The sequence below is a fragment of the Sporosarcina sp. SG10008 genome, from assembly GCF_044569405.1.
GTDB lineage: Bacteria > Bacillota > Bacilli > Bacillales_A > Planococcaceae > Sporosarcina > Sporosarcina psychrophila.
Map to the genome: position 1 here is coordinate 816,286 of NZ_CP172607.1, position 24,988 is coordinate 841,273.

The following is a 24,988-nucleotide window of genomic DNA, read 5'->3' on the forward strand; positions in this document are numbered from 1 at the left end:
TTCGGAAAATGCGATATACTTGGTCTATTAAGTTACTACTGTCAGGGAAAGAGTGTGAGAATCAAATGACCACAGTAAAAGAATCATCTGCATTAGGAAATCCTGTTTATCCAATAATGTTTGCAATTGGTGCTTGCCATTTGTTAAACGATACGCTTCAAGCTGTGATTCCAGCAATGTTTCCTGTTCTTGTAAAAGAGAGGGGGTTTAGCTTTACCCAACTTGGATTCATTTTTTTTGCTTTGAATATGGTGGCATCAGTCTTACAACCGGTCATCGGGTATATAAGTGACCGGAAGCCAAAACCTTATGCGCTTCCATTCGGAATGATGTTTTCGCTTATTGGAATAGGAGGGCTCGCTTTTGCTCCAACTTACTGGTTATTAATCGTTTCCGTCATGTTACTTGGATTTGGTTCCGCCGTTTTTCACCCTGAAGGATCACGAGTCTCTTTTATGGCTGCAGGATCGAAGCGTGGACTTTCCCAATCCATCTACCAAGTGGGGGGAAACTCGGGACAGGCACTTGCACCGTTAATTGGTGCGTTCATATTAGTTCCGTATGGTCAAAAATCGGCAGCGTTATTTTTGCTTGTTGCAGCACTTGGTATTTTTATATTGATGAAAATATCTGCCTGGTATAAAAAGCAGTTGGAACAGGAGAAGTTAAACAATCGTAAGAAAGTCCTTCTCTCATCGATTGGTAACTTAACGAAAAAGAAAATAGGGATAGCACTTGGTTTACTTCTTGTCATCATCTTCGCCCGTTCATTTTACGTTACGAATATTACAAGCTTTTTCATATTTCATTTGATGGATAAATATGAGGTATCAGATAAAGAAGGATTACTCTATATATTCCTGTTTTTGGCACTTGGGGCAGTCGGCACATTTTTTGGCGGACCGATGGCAGACAAGCTTGGAAGAAAAAATGTCATTGTACTTTCGCTCGCAGTGCCGATACCGTTATGCTTAATACTTCCATATGTTCCATTATGGGCTGTGGCAGTGTTACTGATGTTAATTGGTTTTTTCATTATGCTAAGCTTTTCGGTGACAGTTGTTTATGCACAAGAGCTAGTACCAAGCAAAATTGGAACGATGGCAGGGCTGACTGTTGGACTGGCATTTGGTATGGGAGCAATTGGTTCGGTTATCATCGGAATAATGATGGATAGTATTGGTATTCATCCTACGATGATCATTGTTTCATTCCTCCCTATTATTGGACTTGTAGGGTTGGCGCTACCGCGCGATCAAAAATTAACAGCAGAAACTGCGGATTAAGGGGACAAAATGAACAATTATTGTAGATATGCGTTGCATCAAATAAGGGTTGCGATTGATTCCCTTGTTGAACTAGTAGATTGCTTAGAAGAGCATGACTTACAACAAAGACCAACAGCTGCAAAACATTCCGTTGGTGAGTTATTAGAGCATATTGCCACAATATGTAGAGCGGATTTTTATATTGCTGATGGTGCAAACCAAGAAGAAATGGCTACATTTTATTCAACAGTTTCATTGATTTCAAAAGAGGAAATTAAAGAGGCATTATTGAGTAATTATACTTTTTTACAAGAGAGATTTATGGAGTTTAATGAAGAAGAGTTGCACATGGAAATAACTTCATATTGGGGGGGGACCTACTCCCGGTATGAGTGGCTAGTAGAAACAACAGCCCACCTATACCATCATAGAGGGCAATTGCATTCAATACTTGTTCATTGTTATGGTTTGGACTTAAATGCTCAGCTATTTGAATAATTGTATGGTGAAAATAAATAGTTTTTTGAGTTGGCTTTTACATTCAATCCATATTATAATATGGAGTCGGCTTAAATTTGAAAGTAGGTTGTAAAAATTGTCCAAAGACCAAAGAAAGAAAATGCTAATATTAATGATTAATATGTTTATTGCAGTAGGAAGTTTCGGAATTATAATACCTATATTACCGGCCTATCTTTTGTCAATTGGCCAAGGTGGAACGGCAGCGGGCTTGATGATTGCCATATTTGCGGGAGCACAGCTTGTAATGTCACCAATTGCAGGGAAATGGACGGATCGCTATGGACGTAGAATAATGATTATTTCAGGACTTAGCGGTTTGGCCCTGTCCATGTTCGTTTTTTACTTTTCAGATTCGATAGGTGTGTTATATCTATCCCGTGTTATTGGCGGCGTTGGAGCAGCGTTATTAATCCCAGCGATTTTTGCTTACGTGGCAGATATCACAACAATGGATCAGCGTGCCAAAGGTAACAGTTTCATTTCTGCTTCGATGTCACTTGGGATTGTTATTGGTCCTGGAATCGGAGGATTTTTAGCTGATTTTGGTTTGAAAATGCCACTGCTTATATCTGCGATAGTAGGACTCGCAGCCGTTGCTTTTTCAGCATTCATGTTGGAAGAAAGCATGGATACGAAAATCGAAGTGCCTAATGAAAAACCTGAGCCAATGGTAAAAGAAATTGCACAGTCATTTAACAAACCGTACTTTATCCCTTTAGTTATCACGCTTGTCATGAGCTTTGGGTTAATGGCATATGAATCAGTTCTCGGCCTTTTTGTAGATAATGTGTTCGGAGCCACTCCGAAAGATATTGCTGTATTAGTAACTTCAACAGGTATCATCAGTGTAATCATTCAACTATTTGCTGTTGATTGGATTGTTCGCAAATTTGGTGAAGCAGTCGTGTTGAACATTTTCCTTGCTCTTGCGGCACTTGGATTTTTGCTGTCCATCTTTGTGCCGAGTTATATTATGTTTTTCGGTGTTACAATGATTATTTTCCTCTCGACTTCTATACTGAGGCCTGTACTGACGACACTCATATCTAAGTTGGCGGGGAATGAGCAAGGATTTGCGATGGGAATGAACAATGCATATATGAGCATTGGAAACGTCCTTGGACCACTTCTTGCTGGGCTTCTGTTTGACGTGCATATTTTGTATCCATTTATTTTGGGACTAATCGTTCTTGTAATTACAATATTTGTCTCTATGAAATGGAAAGGTCCACGAAACATCTCAATGTGATAAAACAGGCAATCCCCATAGGAGGGATTGCCTGTTTTATTGAGTTCTGTTTCTTTACAAGTTTCGAATTCCGAAGTATAATATAATAGTTACCTAAGTAAATAAAGGAGTTGAAGATATGAATCCATTATTCCATGAAGTATTTCAAAAGACACGATTATTAAGTAAAGAATTAAATCTAGTGCTTAAAGAATATGATCTGTTCGCATCACAATGGACAGTGCTTTACTGTGTTCATCAACATGAGGAAATGATATTAACAAATATATGGAAGTATTTGAATGTGGAAGCTCCAACGATAACACGAACTGTGAGTCGATTGGAGGAATTAGGATGGCTGAAGACATACGTAGGGAAGGATCGTAGGGAAAAGGTAGTCCGCCTTTCGGAAGAAGCAGTAGCCAAGTTTCCTATGATTGAGGCCTCGATTATTCATTTTGAAAATGAATTTTTAAAAGGTTTGTCAAATGAAGAACAGGTAATACTAAGAGGATTATTGAAAAAGCTCGACAATGAAAGAAGTGAGTAATTTGGAAAAAAAAGAACCTATTTGGACAAAACCATTCGTCAGTTTGTTTTTTACTAATATATCTGTATTTATCGTATTTTATGGCCTTGTAACTACTCTACCGCTTTATGCAATCGGGGTGTTGAACCGAACAGATGAAGAGGCGGGATTACTGATGACAGTATTTTTACTTTCCGCAATTGTTGTCAGACCGTTTACAGGGAAAATTTTAGATATTGCAGGAAAACGAAAAATGTTATGGATTGGTCTTGCCCTCTATTTGATATGTACAGTCCTTTATTATTTTATCCAACCGTTTGCGGGACTTTTAGTGTTGCGTTTTGTACAGGGGATCTGGTTTAGTATTATTACGACGGCGACACTTTCAATTGCGGCAGATATTGTGCCGATCACGCGAAGAGGAGCAGGCCTGGGCTATTTTTCGATGTCGACAAATTTAGCTGTTGTTCTCGGTCCATTAATTGCGCTGGCTGTCATTCAATCCTATTCATTCGATGTATTGTTTGTCGTGCTGAGTATATTAATGATTGTCGGCGTGTTAACATCTCTATCTGCACCAGCCGGCGTTATTCCAGTGAAAAATGATGTGAAAAGCAAATTGTCATTTGGCGACCTGTTTGAAAAACGGGCAGTGCCAGTGGCATTCCTTGGAAGTTTGATAGCATTGTCTTATGCGAGTGTCTTATCGTACCTATCCATTTATGCACAGGAAAAAGGACTCCTAGCATTGGCGAGTTCCTTCTTCCTTGTGTTTGCGGCAGTTATGCTATTAACTCGCCCGTTTACTGGTAGGCTCTTCGATGAAAAGGGGCCCCAATATGTAATAATACCCGGGTTTATATTTTTTGCCATCGGTCTTGTCCTTTTGGCAAACATGGATTCTGCAATATCCTTTTTAATTGCGGGAGCATTTGTTGGATTTGGTTATGGTGCACTTGTTCCGAGCTTCCAGACACTTGCAGTACAATCAACAAAACATGAGAGAAGTGGATATGCGACCGCTACATTCTTCACGTTTTTTGATTCGGGCCTTGCGATAGGGTCATTTGTACTTGGGCTAATTGCTCTCCATTTCGGATATGAATCCGTTTACTTGGTGTCGGGTGCACTTGCGTTTGCTGTCCTTATCCTTTATATGGTTATCCAGCGGAAAAAGAAACATGAATCCTTAACATAGGGATTCATGTTTTTTTGTTTGCTGCAAATCGTGATAAACAAGGGAAGGGCACTTATTACTTTTTAAAAAATTTAAGTGTTCATTTGCGATTTAATTGGAAGTAGTTTAGGGTATATAGTTATTAACTAATTTAATAGGGGTCGGTTTTCTTTGGATAGGAAGTTTTGGAGAAATCCGGTATTCTCAATTTCAGCAACAGTTATCTTTTTTCTTGTAGTTGCGGGGGCGGTATTACCGGAAAAATTTGGAAATATAGCAGATAAATTATACGACTTTACAACAGTGAATTTTGGCTGGTTCTACTTGCTGGTTGTTTTCATCATAGTGATATTTTTAGCTGGTCTGGCGATCAGTAAGTATGGAGCAATCAGGATTGGCGGCGATGAAGAACGGCCGGATTATCCGTTTTTCACATGGATTGGGATGTTATTTTCGGCTGGTTTCGGAGTAGGGCTCGTTTTTTGGGGTGTAGCGGAACCGATGAGCCACTATTTCACTTCACCGATTGGAGGCATAGAACCGCATTCAGAACAAGCGGCACGGGTTGCAATGGGTTACTCATTTTTCCACTGGGGTATTTCTCAATGGGCTATCTTCGGTATTGTTGGCTTGGTTATCGGGTTTTTACAATTTCGAAAGAAAAAAGATGGTCTCATTTCCACAGCTTTGGAGCCGTTGCTAGGATCGAATAAAAAGTTGAAGATAGGTATTGATTCTTTTGCAGTCATTGCTACAGTCATGGGGATTGCCACTTCGCTTGGGCTCGGTATTTTGCAGATGGCTGGTGGTCTGGAATCTGTATTTAACATTAAAAGTACATTCAGCATACAGTTAATTATTATAATTATCGTTTTTATTTGCTACATGCTGTCGGCAGCTTCAGGGTTGAATAAAGGAATCCGTTATTTAGGGAACTTTAACTTAGGAATGGCAATAGCGATGCTTGTGTTCTTTTTCATCGTGGGTCCAAAGGTATTCATCCTTGAAACCTTTACACTGGCAATCGGTGATTACATAACGAATTTCATTCAATACAGTTTGCGTTTACAGCCTTATCAAGGTGGGACATGGGTCCGGGATTGGACGATATTCTATTGGGCGTGGACAATCGCATGGTCGCCTTTTGTTGGGGCGTTCGTTGCACGTGTATCCAAAGGTAGAACGATTCGAGAATTCATCATCGGGGTAATGGTCATTCCGCCGGTGTTTGCATGCATGTGGATTGCAACATTGGGAGGGACAGCACTTTATAGTGATTTGAACAACGGTACAAAGATAGCGGAAGCTGTTAACGCTGATGTCACTTCTGCAATTTTCGAGACGTTTAGACATATGCCATTCACTGGACTCATGTCCGCTTTGGCAATCTTATTGATTTTTACATTCTTGGTGACATCTGCGGATTCGGCAACGTACATCCTGGCGAGTATGACAACGAAGGGGAGTTTGATGCCGCCTTTGATTGTGAAAATGGTTTGGGGAATCCTAATGTCAGCGATAGCGGCAGTGCTGTTATATGCCGGCGGTTTGGATGCATTGCAATCTGCTTCACTTATTGCTGCATTGCCGTTCACGGTTATTCTCCTTTTACTTGTAATCGGAATGGGCAAATTGTTGAAGAAAGAACCAATTACGGTCAGACCGGCCGACATAAGAAGTTTTGAGAGGATTGAACGTGCAGTGAAGAAGAAAGCTGAGAAGGAAAAATCAATTATGCCTTCATCCAAAAGAAGGAATCAGCAGAAGAAGTGAATTAAAATCACAAAAAATGCCTGCCATATCATATTTTAGGGTCAGGCATTTTTTGTGATTTTTATCATCTAATTACTTCTCGTAAATTCTTTTGAGTGCATCTTTAAATTGGGGCTTAATATTAATAGCCGGTTTGATTTCTTTCGCTTTCTGTTCGGCTTCATCCACGGAATCCGCTAGCCCCAATTCCAATAATGTAGCAGTGGCAATGGTTCCTGCTCTACCCCGACCCGTATTACAGTGAAAATACACATTTTTTCCAGCCTTATATGCATCAGTTATTTCTTTTACAGCAGCCTGAATGGACACGTCTTGGTGCTCGGCATCGTCAACAATAGGCTGATGTACACTTTTATTACTTGAAAGTGGAACTTTTACTTCTGCACGTAAATCAAAGATAATATCAATTTTTTCATGCGCAAGAAGATCATCAATTGCATCTACGCCACCTATGAAAATTCGATTTGAGACTAGTTCTTCATACTTTTTGATTGTCATGGAGGATCTCCTTAGTATGTATTTGTAAACAGTATATCATTTAACGTAATGAACTTTTCGTTTCGGTAATTCTAAGCAATTTAATTGCCCGCCGTAGACAGCTCCACCATCGATACCAATAATCCGGTTATCTCCGAAGTAAATAGTATGATTTTCCGCATCCTCATGAAAAATTTTAGTTGGCGTATGACCGAAGACGACTGTCCTGTCTCCATCATAACCTGTGTGGAACTCTTCGCGGATCCACAGCAATATATAGGGATCTGTTTCAGCAATTGGTTGTGTAGGGTGAACGCCTGCATGGACGAAAACATAATCGTCACGTTCGATAATGTGATCCAGATTTTGAATGAATTCAAGGTGTTTGTCCAATATTTTGGAATTCAATACAGGTTTAACAAATACCTCTGCATCTGGCATCATAAACTCACTTTCGTTGAGACCGTAACTTTCTAAGGTTTTGCTACCGCCACATCGATTAATCCAATGTTTCCAAGCTCGTTCCTCGTTTGTCGTCAAGGCTTTGATCATCAAGTCTTCATGATTTCCTTTTAGGACAAGGGCTCCTTCTGATTTCAGCTCGATAACCTTATCAAGTACCTTTCTCGAGTTTGGCCCACGGTCTACATAATCACCTAACAGAATGAGTTGATCGTGATTAGAATCGTACTCCACATCGGATAATAAACGTTCAAACATTTCTAATTCGCCATGAATATCACTCATTACAAGTGTACGTTTCATTCTTCTTCATCCTTTCGGAAATGCTTTATATTACTCAAATCTATCAATTTTGTTGATTAACCATATTCTTACATAAGGAACAAGAGTCTACAGTAGACTTGTACATTTCCGGCTCTTTTTGGCCGAAATAATAGCAACACCTTTACCACGGGTTAATTGTAGCTGGAAATGATTTGGAAACTTCCGTCCGCTCCACCGCTTTAGTAACAGTGTGACGCTATATAGAAAGTGTAACTGGCTTACATCAGAAAAGGAAATGCTATAAAGAAGGGGCAGACAAAATTGCTCCTTTATGGAGAGGAAAGTGGTTATTCACTCCTTCCCAAATGGTTTAGAGCTTAGTGTAACTGTCACTTTTAGGAGCGACGGACGGTCGACTACCCTACGCAACAAGAATTCCCTATAACGGTGCAGTAGTCGGTCGAACCAAAGCGATTTAAAAGCATCTGTACATAAGGCATCTGTGGTTTAATCATAAAATTAATTAGTCATTATTGGATATCTTGGGTTACTCAACGCATATGCATACTTAAATTGATTATACGGTAATGTAAATGCGACATTATTAATAATAAAGATTCTTGTGTTCTGATTTTATTTTAAAGTAAATGTTTTTATGTATTTAGTGATTTTGGCTGAATGGTTTGAAGAAGAACTTTATTTCCGGGGAAATATTTTGTAGTTGCTATAAATAGTAATAATAATCATATATATCATTAGTTCTAGAGTTTATTCATCCGAGAACAATGAGTAAATACTTATTTCTCGGTTAATGAAGGGGAACAAAAAATGATTTTCTATTTGATTTGATTAAAAAGTAAAACTCTATAGCTAATATATGAGAGGGGTATCGGGGGTGGAATGTATTGGGGTTGGTTTTTGACCTGATTAGATAAGTTGTAACTTTGCCACCAGCAAAACGGACTAATAAGAATACGAGGAGGGTTTTTATGAAAAAGAAATTTGGTTTGTTTCCGTTACTATGTTTAGTCCTACTACTTACACTTTTTTTGAAACCTGTACCTGTGGCTGCTTGCTCATGTGTAATGAAGCCTTCAGTAGATAAAGGATATTCACGTTCGCAAGCAGTTTTCAGCGGAGAAGTTATCGGAATAAAGGACAATAACGGGCTGTTAGGCAGGCGTGGGAAAACGGTCCTATTTAATGTGAAAGAAACATGGAAGGGAATTAATGAAACGGAAGTTGCTATTGCGACAGGGAGTAGTGATGGAGATTGCGGCATAGCATTTGTCGTTGGCGAAGAATATTTGGTATATGCTAGGCTATCTGATATGTACGGGGATGAATCGCTTACGAGTATAATTTGCGATCCAACGACAGAGCTTGGAAATGCTGCTGAAGATATTGCTATTTTAGGCCAAGGCCAAGTTCCAACACAAGATGTGAAATCTGTTGATAATGGGAAATCAACCGTCTTAATTGGTGGTGGAGTTGTTTTTATAGCTGGATTGATTGCGATTTTTGGGTGGTACCGGGTTAAGAGAAATAAATAAGAAATAAAACCAATTGCCGAAACAGAATCAAAGTTTCGGCAATTGGCTTTATTTTTGGTTTTCTTATGGATTTATTAAGTGAATGCCATCATCCGGTCAAGTGGACCATCGGGTTTTATTATATCGGCTAGATCTAGAATTGGAATCGGGAAGTAGGGGAAGCCCCAATAGTATGGCGTGATTTCATAAAGCTGGAAATAAATAACGAGAGAAGTGTCAGCGATATAGAAATCCTGGTCACTACGGATTCCTTTGAATGGTTCAAGCAACTCAATATTCCAGTCTTTGATCCGCTGATTTATGATATCCGACAGTTTTTTCTCGTAGTTGCTACCCTTTTTGAATAAATCCTTCAACTCGTATTGTTTACCGGTTTTTGTATCAAAGGTCAGTGATTTAACGATAGTCATCCCGTGTGCACCGCCTGTAAACGAATAGACGATGAGATTCAAACTAAGGATACCGCGTTGATTGTTCTTTAACTCGAAGTTGGCAAGTAATTCCACGAGGTCTTTCTCGTAAAAACTTTGTTCGACTAGTATTTTGTTCAGAGTGGTTATGATGGCATGGTTAATAGTACTTTGCGCATTGGGATTTGGTAATTGGGTAACAACAGGGTAATATACTTTAACATCCTTTGAGGCGTGGGGCAGTCTTTTTGTTGCAATTGATACTGGTAAATCCACTGGATACGTCCTTCCCTTCTCAATAGAGTAGTACATCATATGTTCAATTGAGTTAGGAAAGTCGAAATAATGGCTTGTAAGAATAAAACAAAGCCTTTTTTAATTCGGAAGTTGTACCATACATATATTGAAATAATGAAGTTTATTGAATCCGCTGTGGCGATAGAAGGTCCCTTGAAAGTCGCCTTCGCTGTTTATTCATATATCCAACTTATATAGAAACTACGGGTGGGATCCTGGAGCTATAGAATGACACATAGCGTCGTTCCGTGTAGAATTAATGTAATGAGCAGCGATTGAGGAGGTTTCAATATGATGAAAAAACAAAAAGAGTACGAAAATAAATTGAAGAACTTTGATCCGGAGTCCAGTATGCCGGAAACAGAAAACCATTATTCAGACGAAAAGTTTTGGGGAAAAATGATGAAATACGGGAAACTGGCGGGGAAGACAACAGTCTATTATAGCTTGCTTCTTTTCTACGTTGCAAAAAGTCCTGAGGTTCCCAAATCGACAAAGATGATTATTGTCGGTGCACTCAGCTATCTGATTTTCCCGATCGATCTCATTCCAGATTTCATACCAGTAGTCGGACTGGTGGATGATGCCGGGGTCATAGCCGCAGCCGTATTTAAAGTGATTTCTTATATTGATGAAGATATAAAAAATAAAGCAAAAGTGAAAATGAATACACTACTTGGTTTTAAATTCAATGATGAAGAAATAGACAAACGATTATTATAATGGAAAGAGCTAACAAGGAAATGAAAAATTCCGAGTTAGCTCTTTTTGTTTGAATTTCTGCTGTTATTCATACACAATTCTTGGGGCCTTACGAATAATAATTTCCCAGTTTGTTCCGGTACCAATACGATAGGCATCTGCAAAAGATCCTTGATTGATAGCAATGCCGATATTGTCGAGGGAGTTCACATAAACGAGTGGCTCACCAATATGCAAGTCTGCAAACGATCGGCCGAACGTCATGATGTTGTTGTAGATTGTACGGCCATCTGTCGTTATAGAAACTTCTATTGAATCGCCATACTGTTCTACGATTTCCTTGAATTGTTCTCGGCTTATATTGGTCCAGAGATTGCCGAAGGGACGGTCGATAATATCTACTATTCCTGTAATTGTTTCATCTACAATGGTGGACAATTTCAATGGTAGTGCAATAATAGTTGATGGATTAACTGATGCACCAATTTCTTCAAATTGTATAATTCCAGCAGCAAGCCGCGCACCCGTGTAAGCAAATATATCGCGTCCGTGGAAGGTATGCGATTCACCTGAATTTGGAAGCCGGTTTTTTGATTCATCGATTTCCCGGATCTCCGTTATTTTGATGAATTGCAACACATGCGTTAATGTCCCGTTATCCGGCGTAATAATATAGTGATTATCCGCAGTCTTCGCAACAATCGCACGACGGTTCGATCCAACTCCTGGGTCGACAATTGATACGAAGACCGTTTCACTTGGCCAATAACCAATCGACTGTAATAACCGATAGGAAGCTTCCCAAATATTGTATTGAGGAATTTGATGTGTGATTTCAAAAATTGGGATTCCGCGTTGAACGGAGTTTGCTACGCCATGCATCGCACTCACTGCACCATCACTTTTGCCGAAATCGGATTGAAAAACTAATAAACCTGTTGTCATTACAAATCCACTCCTCATTCCTATAGTTTATGAAAGTGAGAAACAAAAAAATCCCGCTCAAATCAATCGTTAACCGATTGAAAAGGACGGAATTCATCACTTTACTTTTCTCTTCAATGCTCGTATGTATTATTGAATAATTTACACGATTATGAATCAAAAGTCAACAATGCTGCATGATAAGGTTCTATAAAAATGCCTGTCACTACTACGAATCAATAGTGTAGTGTGACTAGTATCTTCCTGTTATTTCCGAAATGTTGTCCGATTTTAAAGAAAATGAACAATCAGAGCAATTAGTAAGGGAAATATAGTTGTTTTGAATTGATTTGAATGACACCATTCTTCGCTTTTTGGGCTGTTTTATGTTAGAATTTAAGTTCATAACAGAAGAGGACGTGACGTTTAATTGATCACAATTACTATACCAAATCCGGATGTAACAATTGTACAACGTAAACAAGAAATGGGTGCCGATGTTGCGCCGATAAAACCAATTTATGGATTTATTGATTTACATGAAATTCCACGTGATAAAGGCGGCATCATTTTGTTTTATAATAACAAAGATGAATTGCTGTTTGCTGGGAAAGCACGTAAACTGCGCCAACGTGTTAAGAAGCATTTTGAAGACACGGTCTCTCCAATCAAAAATCATCGTAACGAAGTGCATGAAATTGCGATTATCGTTGTCGAAGACCCGATGGAACGCGAAATTTATGAAACGTATATCATTAATACACAACGTGCGAAATATAATCTTGATAAAGTATTTTTCGAATAAACTACAGAGCTGACTGCCATGCGCAATCAGCTTTTATTTTTGACCATTTATGTTGAACAACACGAATGAAGTTCTTTATTTCAATAATACATAGGAAAAGGGTGGGAACATGGACAAGAGACTACAAAAGATTGTCGATGAAGCGCAAGAAAAGTTTGGTTTGGATGCTTACCGAATGGCAAGACATACGATTTATAAAGTACGAGATACTATGGGGGATGCTTACTATACGTTTACTATGGAGTGGTTTCCTAAAGAGTTAAACGAGCCAATCGAAGAAGGTTATAATCCCGAGGGAACAGCGATTGTTGAATATGCAATTCAAAAGCAACACTTTAGTAATGTGTCATTCGTACAAGGTGAATCATTTTCTACAAAAACGCACTTTCCGGGTAAAGCCGCTGCTGAAGTCGCTGCATGGCTTGAAAAGGAAACTGGATTGGTGTACGAACAGGATTTCAAACTAACGCAAGCGAATGCAAATGGGTTTCAATTTACATCAGACATCGATGGTATCTATTTTTCTCCGAGCTGTATAATTGAAGTTGAATTTGATGATGTTGGCAAGCTGACTTCTTATCATTCGTACGGAACGATGCCTTCGCAAAATCTCGTTGAGCAGTCAAAATTCACGTTAACACTTGAAGAAATTGAACCAATCGTCAAAAAACAGCTTCAACTTATAAAGTTTCCATCTGAAACTGAAAAACGTTTTGTTCCCGTCTATGCAATGGAAGAAGTGTACGTAACGGTTGACGGGGCCCGAATCATCCCATTTATGGAACATGAGCGTTCAGAAGTTAAAATTGATGAAGTAATCGAATGGAATAAACCGTTAGAACAAAATATTGATCGTGAAGAAATCACAATTGTTTCCGAAGCAAACGTAGAAGAAGCATTCGGTAACGTCGACGCAGGTAAAAAACTGACGTTGTCGGCTGATCAAATTGAACGTAGTAAAAAAGTTGTTCGGGATGTCCTACGGGCTGAATATCCTGATGAATCAGGGAAGTGGAAGCTGTCCCAACTTCGTTGTCAAGAGAACTTTATCGAAGCGCATTGTGAAATAAATGAAGAAAACCCAATGATTTTTAATCGAAAAGTAGTTGTTTTCATGAATCCGGAAACGATGAAGGTGCTAAATTATCTTGATAACGGCTCGATGTTTGAGATTTTTGAAGCCTTTCTCCCTGCCGCAAACGCGGTCGTAACACCTGAAGAAGCATTTGAGAAAATGATACCATATATTACGCTTGATCCGACTTATGTATATGACGAGTTCGCAGGTAAGTATATTCTTTGCGGCTTGTTGGATGCGGCGGAATGTGTTGATGCGGTGACAGGGGAAATTGTCGATTTAGGAGATATATAGGTTCAGTTAATTAATTCTATATGTTGAACAAATGAATATGGCGTATGCGCTTTACAAGGGCTTTTGGGAGGTCACTGAAAAAGCATTAGTACTTGGAATGGTTTAGGATTCCCACTAATACCGCTTCGACGCTTTGTGGATGCCTCCCGCGATAAGCCAGAAAGAAGACCACATGGGAGGGATTGAACTGCATCCCTCCTTAGTCTTATCGCTCCGGCTACCACGAAGACGCGCCTTCGCTAGATGGTCTATGTGAGAAAGAGCTTTTCATTATCTGTGATGCAATTTGCAAGTTGGAGCACGTCTTTCTTGAATATAAGTAGTATCAACTAGTAATCACCTTATAATCTCAGCATATACATCTCGAAATTACATTTCTCTCGATAATGAACACCCTAGTGCACGCGCGGCAAAGGGGTCGCCAAAGCGCCAAGCGCTCTACAATCCACACCCCGAATTAAGAGAAAACTGAAAAAGTTCTTTTTTATAGTAAGAACTAGTTGATTGTAGTGAAGAGCGGCGACTCCAGCGGGAACAGCGCGAGCTGAAGACCCCGCAGGAAGTGCCGTTACGCAGAACGGCTTTTGCGAGCAAAAGCGTTAGCGTTGGGAGCACGGGGCAAGAATGCCTTAATTTCTGCCAAGAACGCAGAAATACGGCCAATCGAACCCTTTGCTGTTCGATTGGCTGAAGCCGTGCCCGCGGAAAGCGTCCGCTCGGAACGGAAATCAACCGGATTGAAGGAAATCGTACTTTTTCAGTGGCCTCCGAATTAAAACGCTCTCCTTATTGAGCGCCACGGAAGATTCAATGGGATTCTTTAATTCAACATATATAGTATGTAAATGGGGATTGAATATACGTTTCCTATTTATGTAATAGTAATGATAAGTGATGAAAAATGAAAAGAGTATCCAATTATTGTTTACGCATTCTTGAAGTCGGTATACTTAATGCCTCTCTGAAACAATAGAAATTAGATATGAATAAAGAATTGGAATATTTAAAAGTTTGTGTTATAGTCAAGGGGATATTTCGATAATTGAATATGTGTAAAAATAGGTGCGGATTAATACTGACGTATTGGTCTGCTTAAAAGGGAAGTTCGGTGAGAATCCGACGCTGTCCCGCAACTGTAAATGGGAGCGATTTCGTTTAAACCACTGCTTTTTATAAAAAAGTGGGAAGGTACGAATAGCAATGATCATTAGCCAGGAGACCTGCCTCTTTTTATAACACATGTTGACCTACGAGGATAGGGGGTGTTAAGGACGCGCGGATGAGCTATGCCTATTTTTAACAGGCAGCTTTCTTTTAGTTGGGATTCTAGCACTCTTTAACAACTTCTCTTATGAAGTTGTTTTTTTTATGGTCAGAAATAAGGGGAAGCGCTGCGAACAGATACAAATAGGATAATTTTTGGTGAAGTGAAAGCGTTTACAAATCTCAGAGTCATAACCATTCAGATTGGGGGAAAATAGTTTGACGAATACACTTACATTTTTACCAGGACTTGAAGGCGTGATCGCCACTGAAACATCCATTTCGCTGCTCGATACGGAATTGGGTCAGATTATTATCAAAGGATACGATTTAATCGAGCTTTCAAAAACAAAAGGGTATCTTGATATTGTCCACTTGCTAATGGAAAATACCTTGCCGTCTGATACTGAAAAAGCAGATGTGGCAGATAAATTGAAAAAAGAGCATGGTGTGCCAGAAGGTGTCACAAAGATTTTGCAAGCATTGCCTAAAGAGACACATCCAATGGACGCATTGCGAACTGGGATATCTGCTTTAGCGGGCTATGATAAGGAAATTGATCAGCACACTCTAGCTATCAATAAAAAAAGAGCTTACGAGTTACTTGGCAAAATTCCAGAAATAATTGCGAACAGCTTTCACATTTTACAGGAAGAGGAACAAATTCACCCGTTGAAAGAATTGTCATACAGTGCTAATTTCCTTTATATGATTACGGGGAGGAAACCGACAGAGTTGGAAGAATCTATTTTTGACCAGTCGCTACTACTTTATAGCGAGCACGAAATGCCAAATTCCACCTTCACCGCAAGGGTAATTGCCTCGACGTTTTCGGATTTATATGGTGCATTGACTGGAGCGGTTGCTTCTTTAAAGGGCTATTTACATGGAGGAGCGAATGAAGCAGTCATGAATATGCTTTTAGAGGCTGGTTCTGTTGACGCATTTGAATTGTTATTAGAAAAGCGTTTACGTGATAAAGAGAAAATTATGGGGTTTGGTCATCGAGTCTATATGAAAAAGATGGATCCAAGGGCCTTGGTAATGAAGGATGCTTTAAAGGAGTTATGTGCGCTAAAGGGTGACGATCTCCTTTACCGAATGTGTGAGGCGGGAGAAACCATAATGGAGAGAGAGAAAGGACTTTATCCAAATCTAGATTATTACGCGGCACCGGTATATTGGATGCTGGGCATTCCAATCCCATTATACACACCAATCTTTTTTGGTTCGAGAACAGTAGGATTGTGTGCGCATGTTATTGAACAACATGAAAATAATCGTTTATACCGTCCAAGGGTTCATTATATAGGCGAACGACACAGCAATCATTCAACTGGGGAGTTGTAACTGGCCGTTCACCACAACAGCGATACACTAGGCATCACTTAGTACTATTCTAAACAAATTGAAAGCGGAAAGGAAGAGTTAGATGTTGAAATTGAAAGAACAAATGACAATGGACACACTGATAGAGGAAATTACGGACTATGTTTTAAATAAAGAAATTACAAGCGAGGAAGCATATAAGACAGCACATAATGTGTTAATAGATACAATCGGGTGTGGAATATTGGCATTAAGCTATCCGGAGTGTACGAAATTACTAGGACCTGTAGTACCGGGTACTATTGTTCCAAATGGCAGTCGTGTACCTGGTACATCGTATGTACTGGACCCGGTCCAAGGCGCATTTAATATTGGCTGCATGATACGATGGCTCGATTATAATGACACATGGTTAGCTGCTGAGTGGGGTCATCCGTCCGATAATTTAGGTGGCATTTTAGCTACAGCAGATTATCTAAGCCGTTTACGTCTTTCGGAAGGAAAAAAACCACTTGTTGTACGTGATGTATTGGAAATGATGATTAAAGCACATGAAATCCAAGGCGTACTGGCATTAGATAATAGTTTGAACCGTGTTGGACTTGACCATGTTCATTTCGTCAAAATTGCTACAACTGCGGTCGTCACCAAAATGCTTGGCGGGGGACGTACAGAAATAAATAATGCGTTGACAAATGCCTGGATTGATGGCGCAAGCCTTAGAACGTATCGTCATGCACCTAATACCGGTTCACGAAAATCGTGGGCAGCAGGAGATGCAACGAGTAGGGGTGTACGACTGGCGATGATGGCAATGACAGGCGAAATGGGTTACCCGACAGCGCTATCCGCTCCGGAGTGGGGATTCCAAGATGTTTTATACAATCAAAAGGAATTAACACTGGCACGTCCTTTAGACTCTTATGTGATGGAGAATATACTGTTTAAAGTATCGTATCCAGCCGAGTTCCATGCGCAAACAGCGGCGGAATGTGCCATTATCCTGCATCAGGAGATAAAGGAGCGACTTGATGATATTGAAAAAATTACAATCACGACACATGAATCTGCTATTCGGATTATCGATAAAGTAGGTCCGCTTAACAATCCCGCTGACCGTGACCATTGCATCCAATACATTACGGCACTTGGTTTACTATATGGCGATGTTGTTGCAGATCATTATGAAGATGACGTGGCAAATGACTCACGAATCGATCAATTAAGAAATAAAATGATTGTCGTAGAGGACGAGCAGTATAGTAAAGATTATCTCGATCCGAGCAAGCGCTCGATCGCCAATGCTGTTCAAGTTACATTTAAAGACGGTTCCACAACAGAGAAAGTTGTAAGTGAGTATCCGCTTGGTCATCGCTTTAGAAGAGAGGAAGCTATTCCTCAAATACGCGAGAAATTTTCGGCTACATTGATGACTCATTACCCTGAAAAGAAGCGAACAGAAATAGAAGTGGCGTGCGAAAGCCAAAGTAAGTTAGAACAGATGAACGTCAAAGAATTTGTCGACTTATTTTTGCTTTAAGAGAGGAGGGAAATGACAATGGCGTGGATTGTTGATCAACAATCATCACAAGAGACATTAGCTAAGAAATTCCATTCAATCATGCATGCATCAGGAATCGTTCAAATCCCTGGTGCGCATGATGCGATGGCAGGGCTTATTGCACGAGATGCCGGATTTTCTGCACTCTATTTATCGGGGGCCGCCTATACGGCTAGTCGTGGTTTACCAGACTTAGGGATTGTGACGTCAACTGAAGTTGCGGAGCGAGCAAGGGATATAGTGCGTGCTACCGATTTACCGCTGCTTGTTGATATAGATACAGGTTTTGGTGGTGTATTGAATGTAGCAAGGACAGCCCGTGAAATGGTAGAAGCGAATGTCGCAGCAGTACAATTAGAGGACCAACAGTTACCTAAGAAATGTGGCCATTTGAATGGAAAGAACTTGGTTTCTACTGAAGAAATGGTGCAGAAAATAGTAGTGTTGAAACAGGTTGCACCGACACTTCTTATTGTTGCGAGAACAGATGCGCGCGCAGTGGAAGGTTTAGAGCAAGCGATTGATAGAGCGAAGGCATATGTGGAAGCGGGTGCGGATGCTATTTTCCCGGAAGCTCTTCAATCAGAAGAGGAATTCAGACTGTTTGCCAAAGAGATTTCGGTTCCTTTGCTTGCAAACATGACTGAGTTTGGAAAAACACCCTATTATAGCGCCGATGAATTTGCTGAAATGGGTTTCCAAATGGTAATTTACCCAGTCACATCATTAAGAGTTGCTGCCAAAGCCTATGAACGTGTTTTTGAGAAAATCATCAATGAGGGCTCACAAGAACAAGCACTTTCTGATATGCAAACGAGAAGTGAATTATACGTTACTATTTCTTATGATGAATTTGAAGCATTGGACGAGTCAATAGCGAAGACCGTATTAACAAAAGAGCAGTAATACTGAATAGCGGCGATGATTCGTTCTTTAAGGCATGGAGGTAAGGCCTGCTGGAGAATGGATCATCGCCTTTTCACATTATCAAAAGGTGGATGATGAGAAATGGTAAAAGAAGATTATTATAGGGTTAAAGAATGGATGAGCGAATATCCGCAAGTGTTGACAAAGGACCTTGAAATCGGAGAAACATTACGTTTGCTCTCCGAAGGACATTGTTCGGAACTGCCAGTTGTGGATCATGAACGACTAATCGGAGTCGTCACAATAGGGGATTGCCTTGCTACTATTAAGAGTGGAATAGGTTGGAATGAACCGATTAACTCTATTATTAGTGCAGTCTTCCAATCGGTGAATGAAGATTTCTCCGTGAAGCAATTGGATGGATGTCCAACCTATATCGTATGTGAGAAGACAGGCATGCTCCAAGGAGTAATCACACAACTAGAACTGCTGAAGATTAATCAAGCTCTTTTTCAACGACTTGAAAAATCAAAGGAGACAATCGAGTGGTATACACTATGTTTTGATACGGCTTATGAAGGATTGACGATTGTAGATGAAGCGGGTGTGATTCAATTGTTTAATGAAAACTATAGCCGCTATGTTGGCGTGACTAAGGAGGAGGCTATTGGCCTTCCAGTAGAAAATGTTATTGAGAATACAAGGATACCAATTGTCCTTAGAACGGGTATCCCTGAGCGTAATCAAATCCATTGGCTGCAGGGGCAAAAAATGGTTGTTCACCGAATGCCGATTTGGAAAAATGGTCGTATTATTGGGGCCGTCGGTATGCTTATTTATGAAGGCGTTTCTGAAGTCCAGCAAATTATCACTCAAATAGATTTGTTAGAGCAACGAAAAGGGAGTGAAACGTCGATTGAGGTGAGCAAAGTTGCTGCACAGAAACGGTTCACTTTTGAAGATATTCTCGGAGAGAGTCCCGCCATATCTAATACAAAGAAGCTTGCAAGAAAGGCAGCACAATCTAAGGCTCCCGTTTTGATCACTGGGGAAAGTGGTGTTGGAAAAGAGCAATTTGCAAGGGCGATACATGATACGGGTAAGATGAGCAGTGGACGTTTTATCAGTGTTAATTGTGCAGCAATTCCCGAGAACTTAATCGAATCAGAGTTATTTGGCTATATGGAAGGTGCGTTTACAGGTGCGAAAAAAGGAGGGAAACCCGGAAAATTTGAGCTTGCTCACATGGGAACAATTTTCTTGGATGAAATTGGTGACATGCCCCTTGCGACACAGGTGAAAATTCTTAGGGTGATTCAGGAAAAAGAGGTGGAACGGATTGGTGGAACTGAACCGATTCAGGTCCAGTTCCGGATTATTACAGCTACAAATAAAAATCTTGAAAAAATGGTGAGGGAAGGCGAGTTTAGAGAAGATTTATATTATCGGCTTCACGTGATCCCCTTGAATATTCCTCCACTTAGGGAGCGGAAAAGCGATATCCCACTGATTATTTCCGCACAGCTACCCACTCTTTGTCAAATGTACGATAGTGAGGGGAAAACGATTGATAAGGAAGTCATGCAACTATTCTTTCGATATCATTGGCCAGGGAATGTACGCGAGTTAATTAATGTATTGGAAAGATTATTTGCATTGACAAGCGAATCCCATATTAAAATGAGTGATTTGCCAAACGAATTTTTTCGAATAGAAAAGAAACAAGAATATATGACTATTTCCTCGTCGTTAAGCGAAAGAAATGAAGTAAGACAACTTGTGCATGAGGAAGAAGAGAAGAATATCATTGAAAAAGTATTAAGAGAAGTAAGCGGGAACAAGTCGGAAGCGGCTAAACGTCTCGGCATTACAAGAGCAACTCTTTATAATAAACTATCTCGTTATCAGTTATAAATGCAAACTGCTAAATAGAAGCGTCAATTTGTCTAGTCACTTAGACAGTTGGCGCTTTCCATAGCTTAGAAACATCTGTGTTCCGTCCGAGATTTTATTGGCATGCAACTTGCAATATATAACATTGAATGGAGGGAATGAGAAATGGAGCAGATACAACACTTAATCTCAGATACTAATTTAACAAATAGTAGTATGACTTATTCCTATTTTACACCCGAAGATTTTACAGACGACTATGAAATGATTGCTAAAACAACCAAACAATTTCTGAAACTGGACGTGAAGCCTCAACTTGAAAAAGGTTTATCGATAGAAAATCAAAATGTTCGCGTACTTTTTGAAAAAGCTGGGGATATCGGTCTTCTTGGTATTGAAGTCCCGGAAGCCTATGGCGGTTTTGAGTTAGGGAAAATGGTTGCAGGTCTCGTTGCAGAGATAATGGGTGCGGCCGGCTCATTTAGCGTTTCGTTTAATATTCATGTTGGTGTTGGTACATTGCCATATGTCTATTTTGGTACAGAAGCCCAAAAGGAAAAGTACTTACCGAAACTGACAAGTGGGGAATGGATTGGTGCTTACGCCTTGACAGAGTCGAATGCAGGGTCGGATGCTTTGAATTCGAAAACAACTGCCGTCTTGAACAAAGAAGGGACGGATTGGATATTGAATGGTGAAAAGCAATGGATAACGAATGCCCATCTCGCTGATTGTTACGTAGTGTTTGGAAAAATAGCCGAAGGTATGACTGCATTTATCGTAGAGCGAACATTTGAAGGTGTGTCAGTTGGACCCGAGGAAAAAAAGATGGGGATTAACGGTTCTTCTACTGCTACTCTTATTTTGGAAGACGTCAAAATACCTGTTGGAAACGTCCTGGGGGAAATTGGGAAAGGGCATCATATTGCTTTGAATATTTTAAATATGGCTCGTTTGAAACTTGCATTTGCCAATATCGGAACGGCAAAGCATGCATTACATCTATCAGTTGCTTATGCGAAAGAGCGAAAGCAATTCAGCAAAGCATTGATTGGCTTCACGATGATCCAAGAAAAGGTAGCCAATATGGCAGTACGAATCTTCGGTGCAGAAAGTGCGGCATACCGAACAGCGGGGGAAATGGATGAAGCGCTTCAATCTGTTGATTCGGTAGAGGAGTTAGTAAGAATTGTCGCTGACTTCATGATTGATTGTGCAATAAATAAAGTGAATAGTTCAGAAGCCCTTGATTATATTGTTGACGAGGCAGTGCAAATTCACGGGGGATATGGTTATATGCAGGAATATGAAGTAGAAAATTTATATCGCGATGCACGAATCAATCGGATTTTCGAAGGGACAAATGAAATTAATCGTCTTGCAATTGCTAAAGGTTTACTGAAAAAAATCGAAAAGGGGCAACTATGGTCTGCAAAAAACGAAGTGGACAATCGGACGCATGCTTTGACGCGGCATTACGGCTACTTAGTAAAGGCGAAACAACTTATCGGAATTGTCGTGAAAGCGCTTGCTGGACCTTTAGGGGAATCAATTGAAGAGGAACAAGAGTATTTAGGATTACTAGCCAGTATGAACGAAAGGCTATTCATCATGGAATCTGCTTTGTTAAGGACTGAGAAGGCACTAATTAAAAATGGGGAATCCGAGGAGAAAAAGAAGATGCTCATGTCCGATGTCATTTGTGAAGAGGGGTATCGCAGTATTCAAACAGCAGCTATTTCGTTTGTATCAAGTGCTCTACCCGATGAGGATAGTCGTGGGCTTATGCTGATGGAAATTCAAGCAATCTCAGCCCCGCTTTACAGTAATATGTTTATCAAGAAGAGGGAAATTATTCAAGGAATAATAGAAAGCGCTCGATATAGCGTCTAAAAAATGGGGGGACTCGATGATGAAAATTGGCATGATCGGCTTAGGGAATATGGGAATGCCCATGGCGAAAAACTTACTGGAATCTGGATTCACTGTTTATGGAAATGACCGAAGTGAATTAGCTGAAACTGTATTTCAGCAAGCGGGCGGAATAATTGGTCTTTCTGCAATACAAATGGCAGGACGTTGCGCTATTATTTTGACGAGTTTACCATCAACAGCCGCGGTGGAATCAGTTTATTTAGGAGAAGCGGGGTTGATTCACCAAAGCGATGAAAATATTCTTTTGATTGATACGAGCACTGTTTCGCCGGAAGTGAATCGCCGCATAAGCGAGGAAGCACAAGTGAAAGGAGTTGCTTATTTAGCCGCACCAGTCAGTGGGGGTGTGATAGGCGCGGAAAATCGGACACTGACATTTATGGTTGGTGGCCGAGCGGTGGACTATGAGCGTTCATTACCAATTATTTCAGTACTAGGCGAAAATTTGTTTCATGTGAATGAGCGAATTGACAGTGGTACAATTGCAAAATTGATAAATAATCTGCTCATCGGTTTCTATACCGCAGGGGTGAGTGAAGCGTTGGCATTAGCAAATGAAAATAACATGGACATGAACAAGCTTTTTGATATGTTAAATGTTAGCTATGGACAGAGTCGAATATATGAACGGAACTTCAAATCATTTATCGAAAATGAGGAGTATGAACCGGGATTTGCGCTGAAGTTATTACGAAAAGACATGGGATTCGCATTGCAATTGGCAGAGAGTAATCAGTTGCATCTCCCAATCAGCCAAGCCCTTTTTGCAGTTTATGAAGAAGCGGAACATGCGGGATTAGCGGAAGAGGATATGTCAGCTTTGTATAAGAGAATTGGACATCAAAAAATAGCATTTACAATAGGGGGATTGAAATAAATGACTACAACAACTATAAAGCAAATGAAAAATTGGATTAACGGTGAATGGGTGGACTCATCTGGTACTGAAACGGAAACAGTTGCAAATCCAGCAACAGGTGAAACAATTGCTTATGTACCACTATCTACAAAGAAAGACGTCGATGCTGCAGTAGAAGTGGCAAAACAAGCTTTTCTATCGTGGGCCGATATACCAGTTCCGAACCGTGCGCGTCTTCTGTTTACTTACTTGCAAAAGTTGGAGGAACATTAAGAGGAGTTAGCACAGATTATTACGATGGAAAGCGGAAAAACATTGACAGATGCAAGAGGGGAAGTACAAAGAGGGATTGAGGTAGTGGAACTTGCTACGTCAGCGCCTAGCATGATGATGGGAGAGGCTCTACCAAATATGGCTACCGGTATTGACGGATCTGTCTGGCGCTACCCGATTGGAGTTGTCGCAGGGATCACTCCATTTAATTTCCCGATGATGGTGCCCCTCTGGATGTTTCCACTGGCGATTGCTTGCGGGAATACATTTGTGCTTAAAGCATCTGAAAGAACGCCCGTTTTAGCGGGACATCTTGTTGAATTATTTCACGAATCCGGTTTCCCTAAAGGTGTCCTAAGTTTGGTGCATGGGGGAAAAGAAGTGGTGAACGGTTTACTGGAACACCCAGATGTCAAAGCAATTTCTTTCGTTGGATCAGAACCGGTTGCAAAACATGTGTATGAAACGGGTACGAAATACGGTAAACGTGTTCAGGCGCTTGCTGGTGCAAAGAACCATGCGGTTGTCATGGCGGACTGTCATCTCGAAAAAACAGTTCAAGGAGTTATTGGTGCAGCGTTTGGCAGTAGCGGTGAGCGTTGTATGGCTTGTTCGGTCGTTGCAGTTGTTGATGAAGTTGCAGATGATTTTATGGAGCTACTTGTTGCAAAAACGCGTGAATTATCAGTAGGAGATGGACGTTATGAAGAGAACTTTGTTGGCCCCCTTATTCGCAAATCGCATAAAGAACGTGTGCTTAGTTATATAGAGAGTGGTATAGCTGAAGGGGCTTCGCTGATTGTCGATGGCCGAGAAATAGATAGTCAACTGGCAGAAGGAAATTATCTCGGAGCGACTATTTTTGATAACGTGAACAACGAAATGAAAATTTGGCAGGAAGAACTCTTTGCTCCAGTGTTAAGCATTGTGCGTGTGAAGGATTTAGAAGAGGGAATTGCGCTGACAAATCAATCGAAGTTTGCCAATGGAGCGGTCATTTATACGGGAAGTGGTAAAAGCGCTCAAACGTTTCGTGAAAAAATTGATGCGGGTATGATTGGAGTAAATGTGAATGTACCTGCACCAATGGCATTCTTCTCTTTTGCCGGTAACAAATCTTCGTTCTATGGAGATCTCGGCACAAATGGGAAAGACGGGGTACAGTTTTATACGCGTAAAAAAGTTGTAACGGAGCGTTGGTTCTAAGAAAAGAATTGAAAAAAGCCGAATTCCTTTTTGGGGGGA

At 40.3% G+C, this 24,988-nt stretch carries 20 protein-coding genes, 1 pseudogene and 1 riboswitch; of the genes and pseudogenes, 17 read left to right on the top strand and 4 right to left on the bottom strand.

Going from position 1 to position 24,988, the window contains the following annotated elements; genetic code table 11:
- Positions 1 to 65: 65 nt before the first annotated feature.
- From ACGLYD_RS04120 to ACGLYD_RS04145, 6 genes are all read left to right on the top strand, one after another.
- Positions 66 to 1,286, top strand: coding sequence for an MFS transporter (locus ACGLYD_RS04120; protein WP_067207351.1), 1,221 nt, complete (start codon positions 66 to 68; stop codon positions 1,284 to 1,286).
- A gap of 9 nt (positions 1,287 to 1,295) precedes the next feature.
- On the top strand, positions 1,296 to 1,766 hold the full coding sequence (locus tag ACGLYD_RS04125) for a DinB family protein (RefSeq protein ID WP_399631530.1): 471 nt from the start codon (positions 1,296 to 1,298) through the stop codon (positions 1,764 to 1,766).
- Positions 1,767 to 1,863: 97 nt separating this feature from the next.
- A complete protein-coding gene (locus tag ACGLYD_RS04130) occupies positions 1,864 to 3,039 on the top strand; it encodes an MFS transporter (protein WP_067207357.1) in 1,176 nt (391 codons plus the stop codon).
- Between the two features lie 118 nt (positions 3,040 to 3,157).
- Positions 3,158 to 3,568 carry a MarR family winged helix-turn-helix transcriptional regulator gene (locus ACGLYD_RS04135; RefSeq protein ID WP_067207359.1) on the top strand — a complete coding sequence of 137 codons (411 nt, stop codon included), beginning with the start codon at positions 3,158 to 3,160 and terminating at the stop codon, positions 3,566 to 3,568.
- The gene (locus ACGLYD_RS04140) at positions 3,561 to 4,745 is read left to right on the top strand and encodes an MFS transporter (RefSeq protein ID WP_399633104.1); all 1,185 of its coding nucleotides are present in this window, start codon (positions 3,561 to 3,563) and stop codon (positions 4,743 to 4,745) included. The genes ACGLYD_RS04135 and ACGLYD_RS04140 overlap by 8 nt, the downstream gene beginning before the upstream one ends.
- Before the next feature lie 150 nt (positions 4,746 to 4,895).
- Positions 4,896 to 6,497: a BCCT family transporter gene (locus tag ACGLYD_RS04145; RefSeq protein WP_399631534.1), complete on the top strand. Its 1,602-nt coding sequence runs from the start codon at positions 4,896 to 4,898 to the stop codon at positions 6,495 to 6,497.
- Between the two features lie 72 nt (positions 6,498 to 6,569).
- Here the strand turns inward: ACGLYD_RS04145 and ACGLYD_RS04150 are convergent, their stop codons facing one another.
- Both ACGLYD_RS04150 and ACGLYD_RS04155 read right to left on the bottom strand, forming a co-directional pair.
- Positions 6,570 to 6,995, bottom strand: a complete 426-nt coding sequence (locus ACGLYD_RS04150) for a dual specificity protein phosphatase family protein (protein ID WP_399631537.1) — start codon at positions 6,993 to 6,995, stop codon at positions 6,570 to 6,572.
- A gap of 36 nt (positions 6,996 to 7,031) precedes the next feature.
- Positions 7,032 to 7,739: a metallophosphoesterase family protein gene (locus tag ACGLYD_RS04155; protein ID WP_399631540.1), complete on the bottom strand. Its 708-nt coding sequence runs from the start codon at positions 7,737 to 7,739 to the stop codon at positions 7,032 to 7,034.
- A gap of 950 nt (positions 7,740 to 8,689) precedes the next feature.
- Between ACGLYD_RS04155 and ACGLYD_RS04160 the strand changes: the two genes are divergently transcribed.
- Entirely contained in the window at positions 8,690 to 9,253 is a 564-nt protein-coding gene (locus ACGLYD_RS04160) for a hypothetical protein (protein WP_067207375.1), read from the top strand.
- 74 nt (positions 9,254 to 9,327) lie between these two features.
- On the opposite strand, the gene ACGLYD_RS04165 is transcribed toward ACGLYD_RS04160, so the two are convergent.
- On the bottom strand, positions 9,328 to 9,939 hold the full coding sequence (locus tag ACGLYD_RS04165) for a DUF3298 and DUF4163 domain-containing protein (RefSeq protein ID WP_067207378.1): 612 nt from the start codon (positions 9,937 to 9,939) through the stop codon (positions 9,328 to 9,330).
- Between the two features lie 312 nt (positions 9,940 to 10,251).
- On the opposite strand from ACGLYD_RS04165, the gene ACGLYD_RS04170 reads away from it, so the two are divergent.
- Positions 10,252 to 10,683 (top strand): YkvA family protein, encoded by a 432-nt coding sequence (locus ACGLYD_RS04170; protein ID WP_231885788.1) that lies wholly within the window; start codon positions 10,252 to 10,254, stop codon positions 10,681 to 10,683.
- A 63-nt stretch (positions 10,684 to 10,746) separates the two neighbouring features.
- Here ACGLYD_RS04170 and ACGLYD_RS04175 read toward each other — a convergent pair whose 3' ends face one another.
- On the bottom strand, positions 10,747 to 11,607 hold the full coding sequence (locus ACGLYD_RS04175) for an S-adenosyl-l-methionine hydroxide adenosyltransferase family protein (protein ID WP_067207381.1): 861 nt from the start codon (positions 11,605 to 11,607) through the stop codon (positions 10,747 to 10,749).
- A 409-nt stretch (positions 11,608 to 12,016) separates the two neighbouring features.
- Here ACGLYD_RS04175 and ACGLYD_RS04180 point away from each other — a divergent pair, with 409 nt between their 5' ends.
- The 9 genes and pseudogenes from ACGLYD_RS04180 to ACGLYD_RS04220 all read left to right on the top strand — a co-directional run bounded on the left by ACGLYD_RS04180 (position 12,017) and on the right by ACGLYD_RS04220 (position 24,949).
- A complete protein-coding gene (locus tag ACGLYD_RS04180) occupies positions 12,017 to 12,391 on the top strand; it encodes a nucleotide excision repair endonuclease (protein WP_067207386.1) in 375 nt (124 codons plus the stop codon).
- A 109-nt stretch (positions 12,392 to 12,500) separates the two neighbouring features.
- The gene (locus ACGLYD_RS04185; protein ID WP_340741782.1) at positions 12,501 to 13,763 is read left to right on the top strand and encodes a hypothetical protein; all 1,263 of its coding nucleotides are present in this window, start codon (positions 12,501 to 12,503) and stop codon (positions 13,761 to 13,763) included.
- A 1,043-nt stretch (positions 13,764 to 14,806) separates the two neighbouring features.
- Positions 14,807 to 15,006: riboswitch (cobalamin riboswitch) on the top strand.
- A gap of 239 nt (positions 15,007 to 15,245) precedes the next feature.
- Complete coding sequence (gene mmgD / locus ACGLYD_RS04190) at positions 15,246 to 16,376, top strand: citrate synthase (RefSeq protein ID WP_338652989.1); 1,131 nt, start codon at positions 15,246 to 15,248, stop codon at positions 16,374 to 16,376.
- An 82-nt stretch (positions 16,377 to 16,458) separates the two neighbouring features.
- Positions 16,459 to 17,895 carry a bifunctional 2-methylcitrate dehydratase/aconitate hydratase gene (locus tag ACGLYD_RS04195; protein WP_067207396.1) on the top strand — a complete coding sequence of 479 codons (1,437 nt, stop codon included), beginning with the start codon at positions 16,459 to 16,461 and terminating at the stop codon, positions 17,893 to 17,895.
- Between the two features lie 18 nt (positions 17,896 to 17,913).
- Positions 17,914 to 18,822 carry a methylisocitrate lyase gene (gene prpB, locus ACGLYD_RS04200; RefSeq protein ID WP_067207398.1) on the top strand — a complete coding sequence of 303 codons (909 nt, stop codon included), beginning with the start codon at positions 17,914 to 17,916 and terminating at the stop codon, positions 18,820 to 18,822.
- Positions 18,823 to 18,924: 102 nt separating this feature from the next.
- Positions 18,925 to 20,697 (top strand): sigma 54-interacting transcriptional regulator, encoded by a 1,773-nt coding sequence (locus ACGLYD_RS04205; RefSeq protein WP_399631546.1) that lies wholly within the window; start codon positions 18,925 to 18,927, stop codon positions 20,695 to 20,697.
- Between the two features lie 144 nt (positions 20,698 to 20,841).
- The gene (locus tag ACGLYD_RS04210; RefSeq protein WP_399631549.1) at positions 20,842 to 22,569 is read left to right on the top strand and encodes an acyl-CoA dehydrogenase family protein; all 1,728 of its coding nucleotides are present in this window, start codon (positions 20,842 to 20,844) and stop codon (positions 22,567 to 22,569) included.
- Positions 22,570 to 22,585: 16 nt separating this feature from the next.
- On the top strand, positions 22,586 to 23,488 hold the full coding sequence (locus tag ACGLYD_RS04215) for an NAD(P)-dependent oxidoreductase (protein ID WP_399631552.1): 903 nt from the start codon (positions 22,586 to 22,588) through the stop codon (positions 23,486 to 23,488).
- Positions 23,489 to 24,949 (top strand): annotated as a pseudogene (locus ACGLYD_RS04220) (CoA-acylating methylmalonate-semialdehyde dehydrogenase).
- Positions 24,950 to 24,988 lie beyond the last annotated feature (39 nt).

Bases quoted from the DNA above. Each gene is read 5' to 3' on its own strand.
- ACGLYD_RS04120 (WP_067207351.1), top strand. From the start codon at position 66: ATGACCACAGTAAAAGAATCATCTGCATTAGGAAATCCTGTTTATCCA.
- ACGLYD_RS04125 (WP_399631530.1), top strand. From the start codon at position 1,296: ATGAACAATTATTGTAGATATGCGTTGCATCAAATAAGGGTTGCGATT.
- ACGLYD_RS04135 (WP_067207359.1), top strand. From the start codon at position 3,158: ATGAATCCATTATTCCATGAAGTATTTCAAAAGACACGATTATTAAGT.
- ACGLYD_RS04150 (WP_399631537.1), bottom strand. From the start codon at position 6,995: ATGACAATCAAAAAGTATGAAGAACTAGTCTCAAATCGAATTTTCATA.
- ACGLYD_RS04155 (WP_399631540.1), bottom strand. From the start codon at position 7,739: ATGAAACGTACACTTGTAATGAGTGATATTCATGGCGAATTAGAAATG.
- ACGLYD_RS04160 (WP_067207375.1), top strand. From the start codon at position 8,690: ATGAAAAAGAAATTTGGTTTGTTTCCGTTACTATGTTTAGTCCTACTA.
- ACGLYD_RS04170 (WP_231885788.1), top strand. From the start codon at position 10,252: ATGATGAAAAAACAAAAAGAGTACGAAAATAAATTGAAGAACTTTGAT.
- ACGLYD_RS04175 (WP_067207381.1), bottom strand. From the start codon at position 11,607: ATGACAACAGGTTTATTAGTTTTTCAATCCGATTTCGGCAAAAGTGAT.
- ACGLYD_RS04185 (WP_340741782.1), top strand. From the start codon at position 12,501: ATGGACAAGAGACTACAAAAGATTGTCGATGAAGCGCAAGAAAAGTTT.
- ACGLYD_RS04195 (WP_067207396.1), top strand. From the start codon at position 16,459: ATGTTGAAATTGAAAGAACAAATGACAATGGACACACTGATAGAGGAA.
- prpB (WP_067207398.1), top strand. From the start codon at position 17,914: ATGGCGTGGATTGTTGATCAACAATCATCACAAGAGACATTAGCTAAG.
- ACGLYD_RS04205 (WP_399631546.1), top strand. From the start codon at position 18,925: ATGGTAAAAGAAGATTATTATAGGGTTAAAGAATGGATGAGCGAATAT.
- ACGLYD_RS04210 (WP_399631549.1), top strand. From the start codon at position 20,842: ATGGAGCAGATACAACACTTAATCTCAGATACTAATTTAACAAATAGT.
- ACGLYD_RS04215 (WP_399631552.1), top strand. From the start codon at position 22,586: ATGATGAAAATTGGCATGATCGGCTTAGGGAATATGGGAATGCCCATG.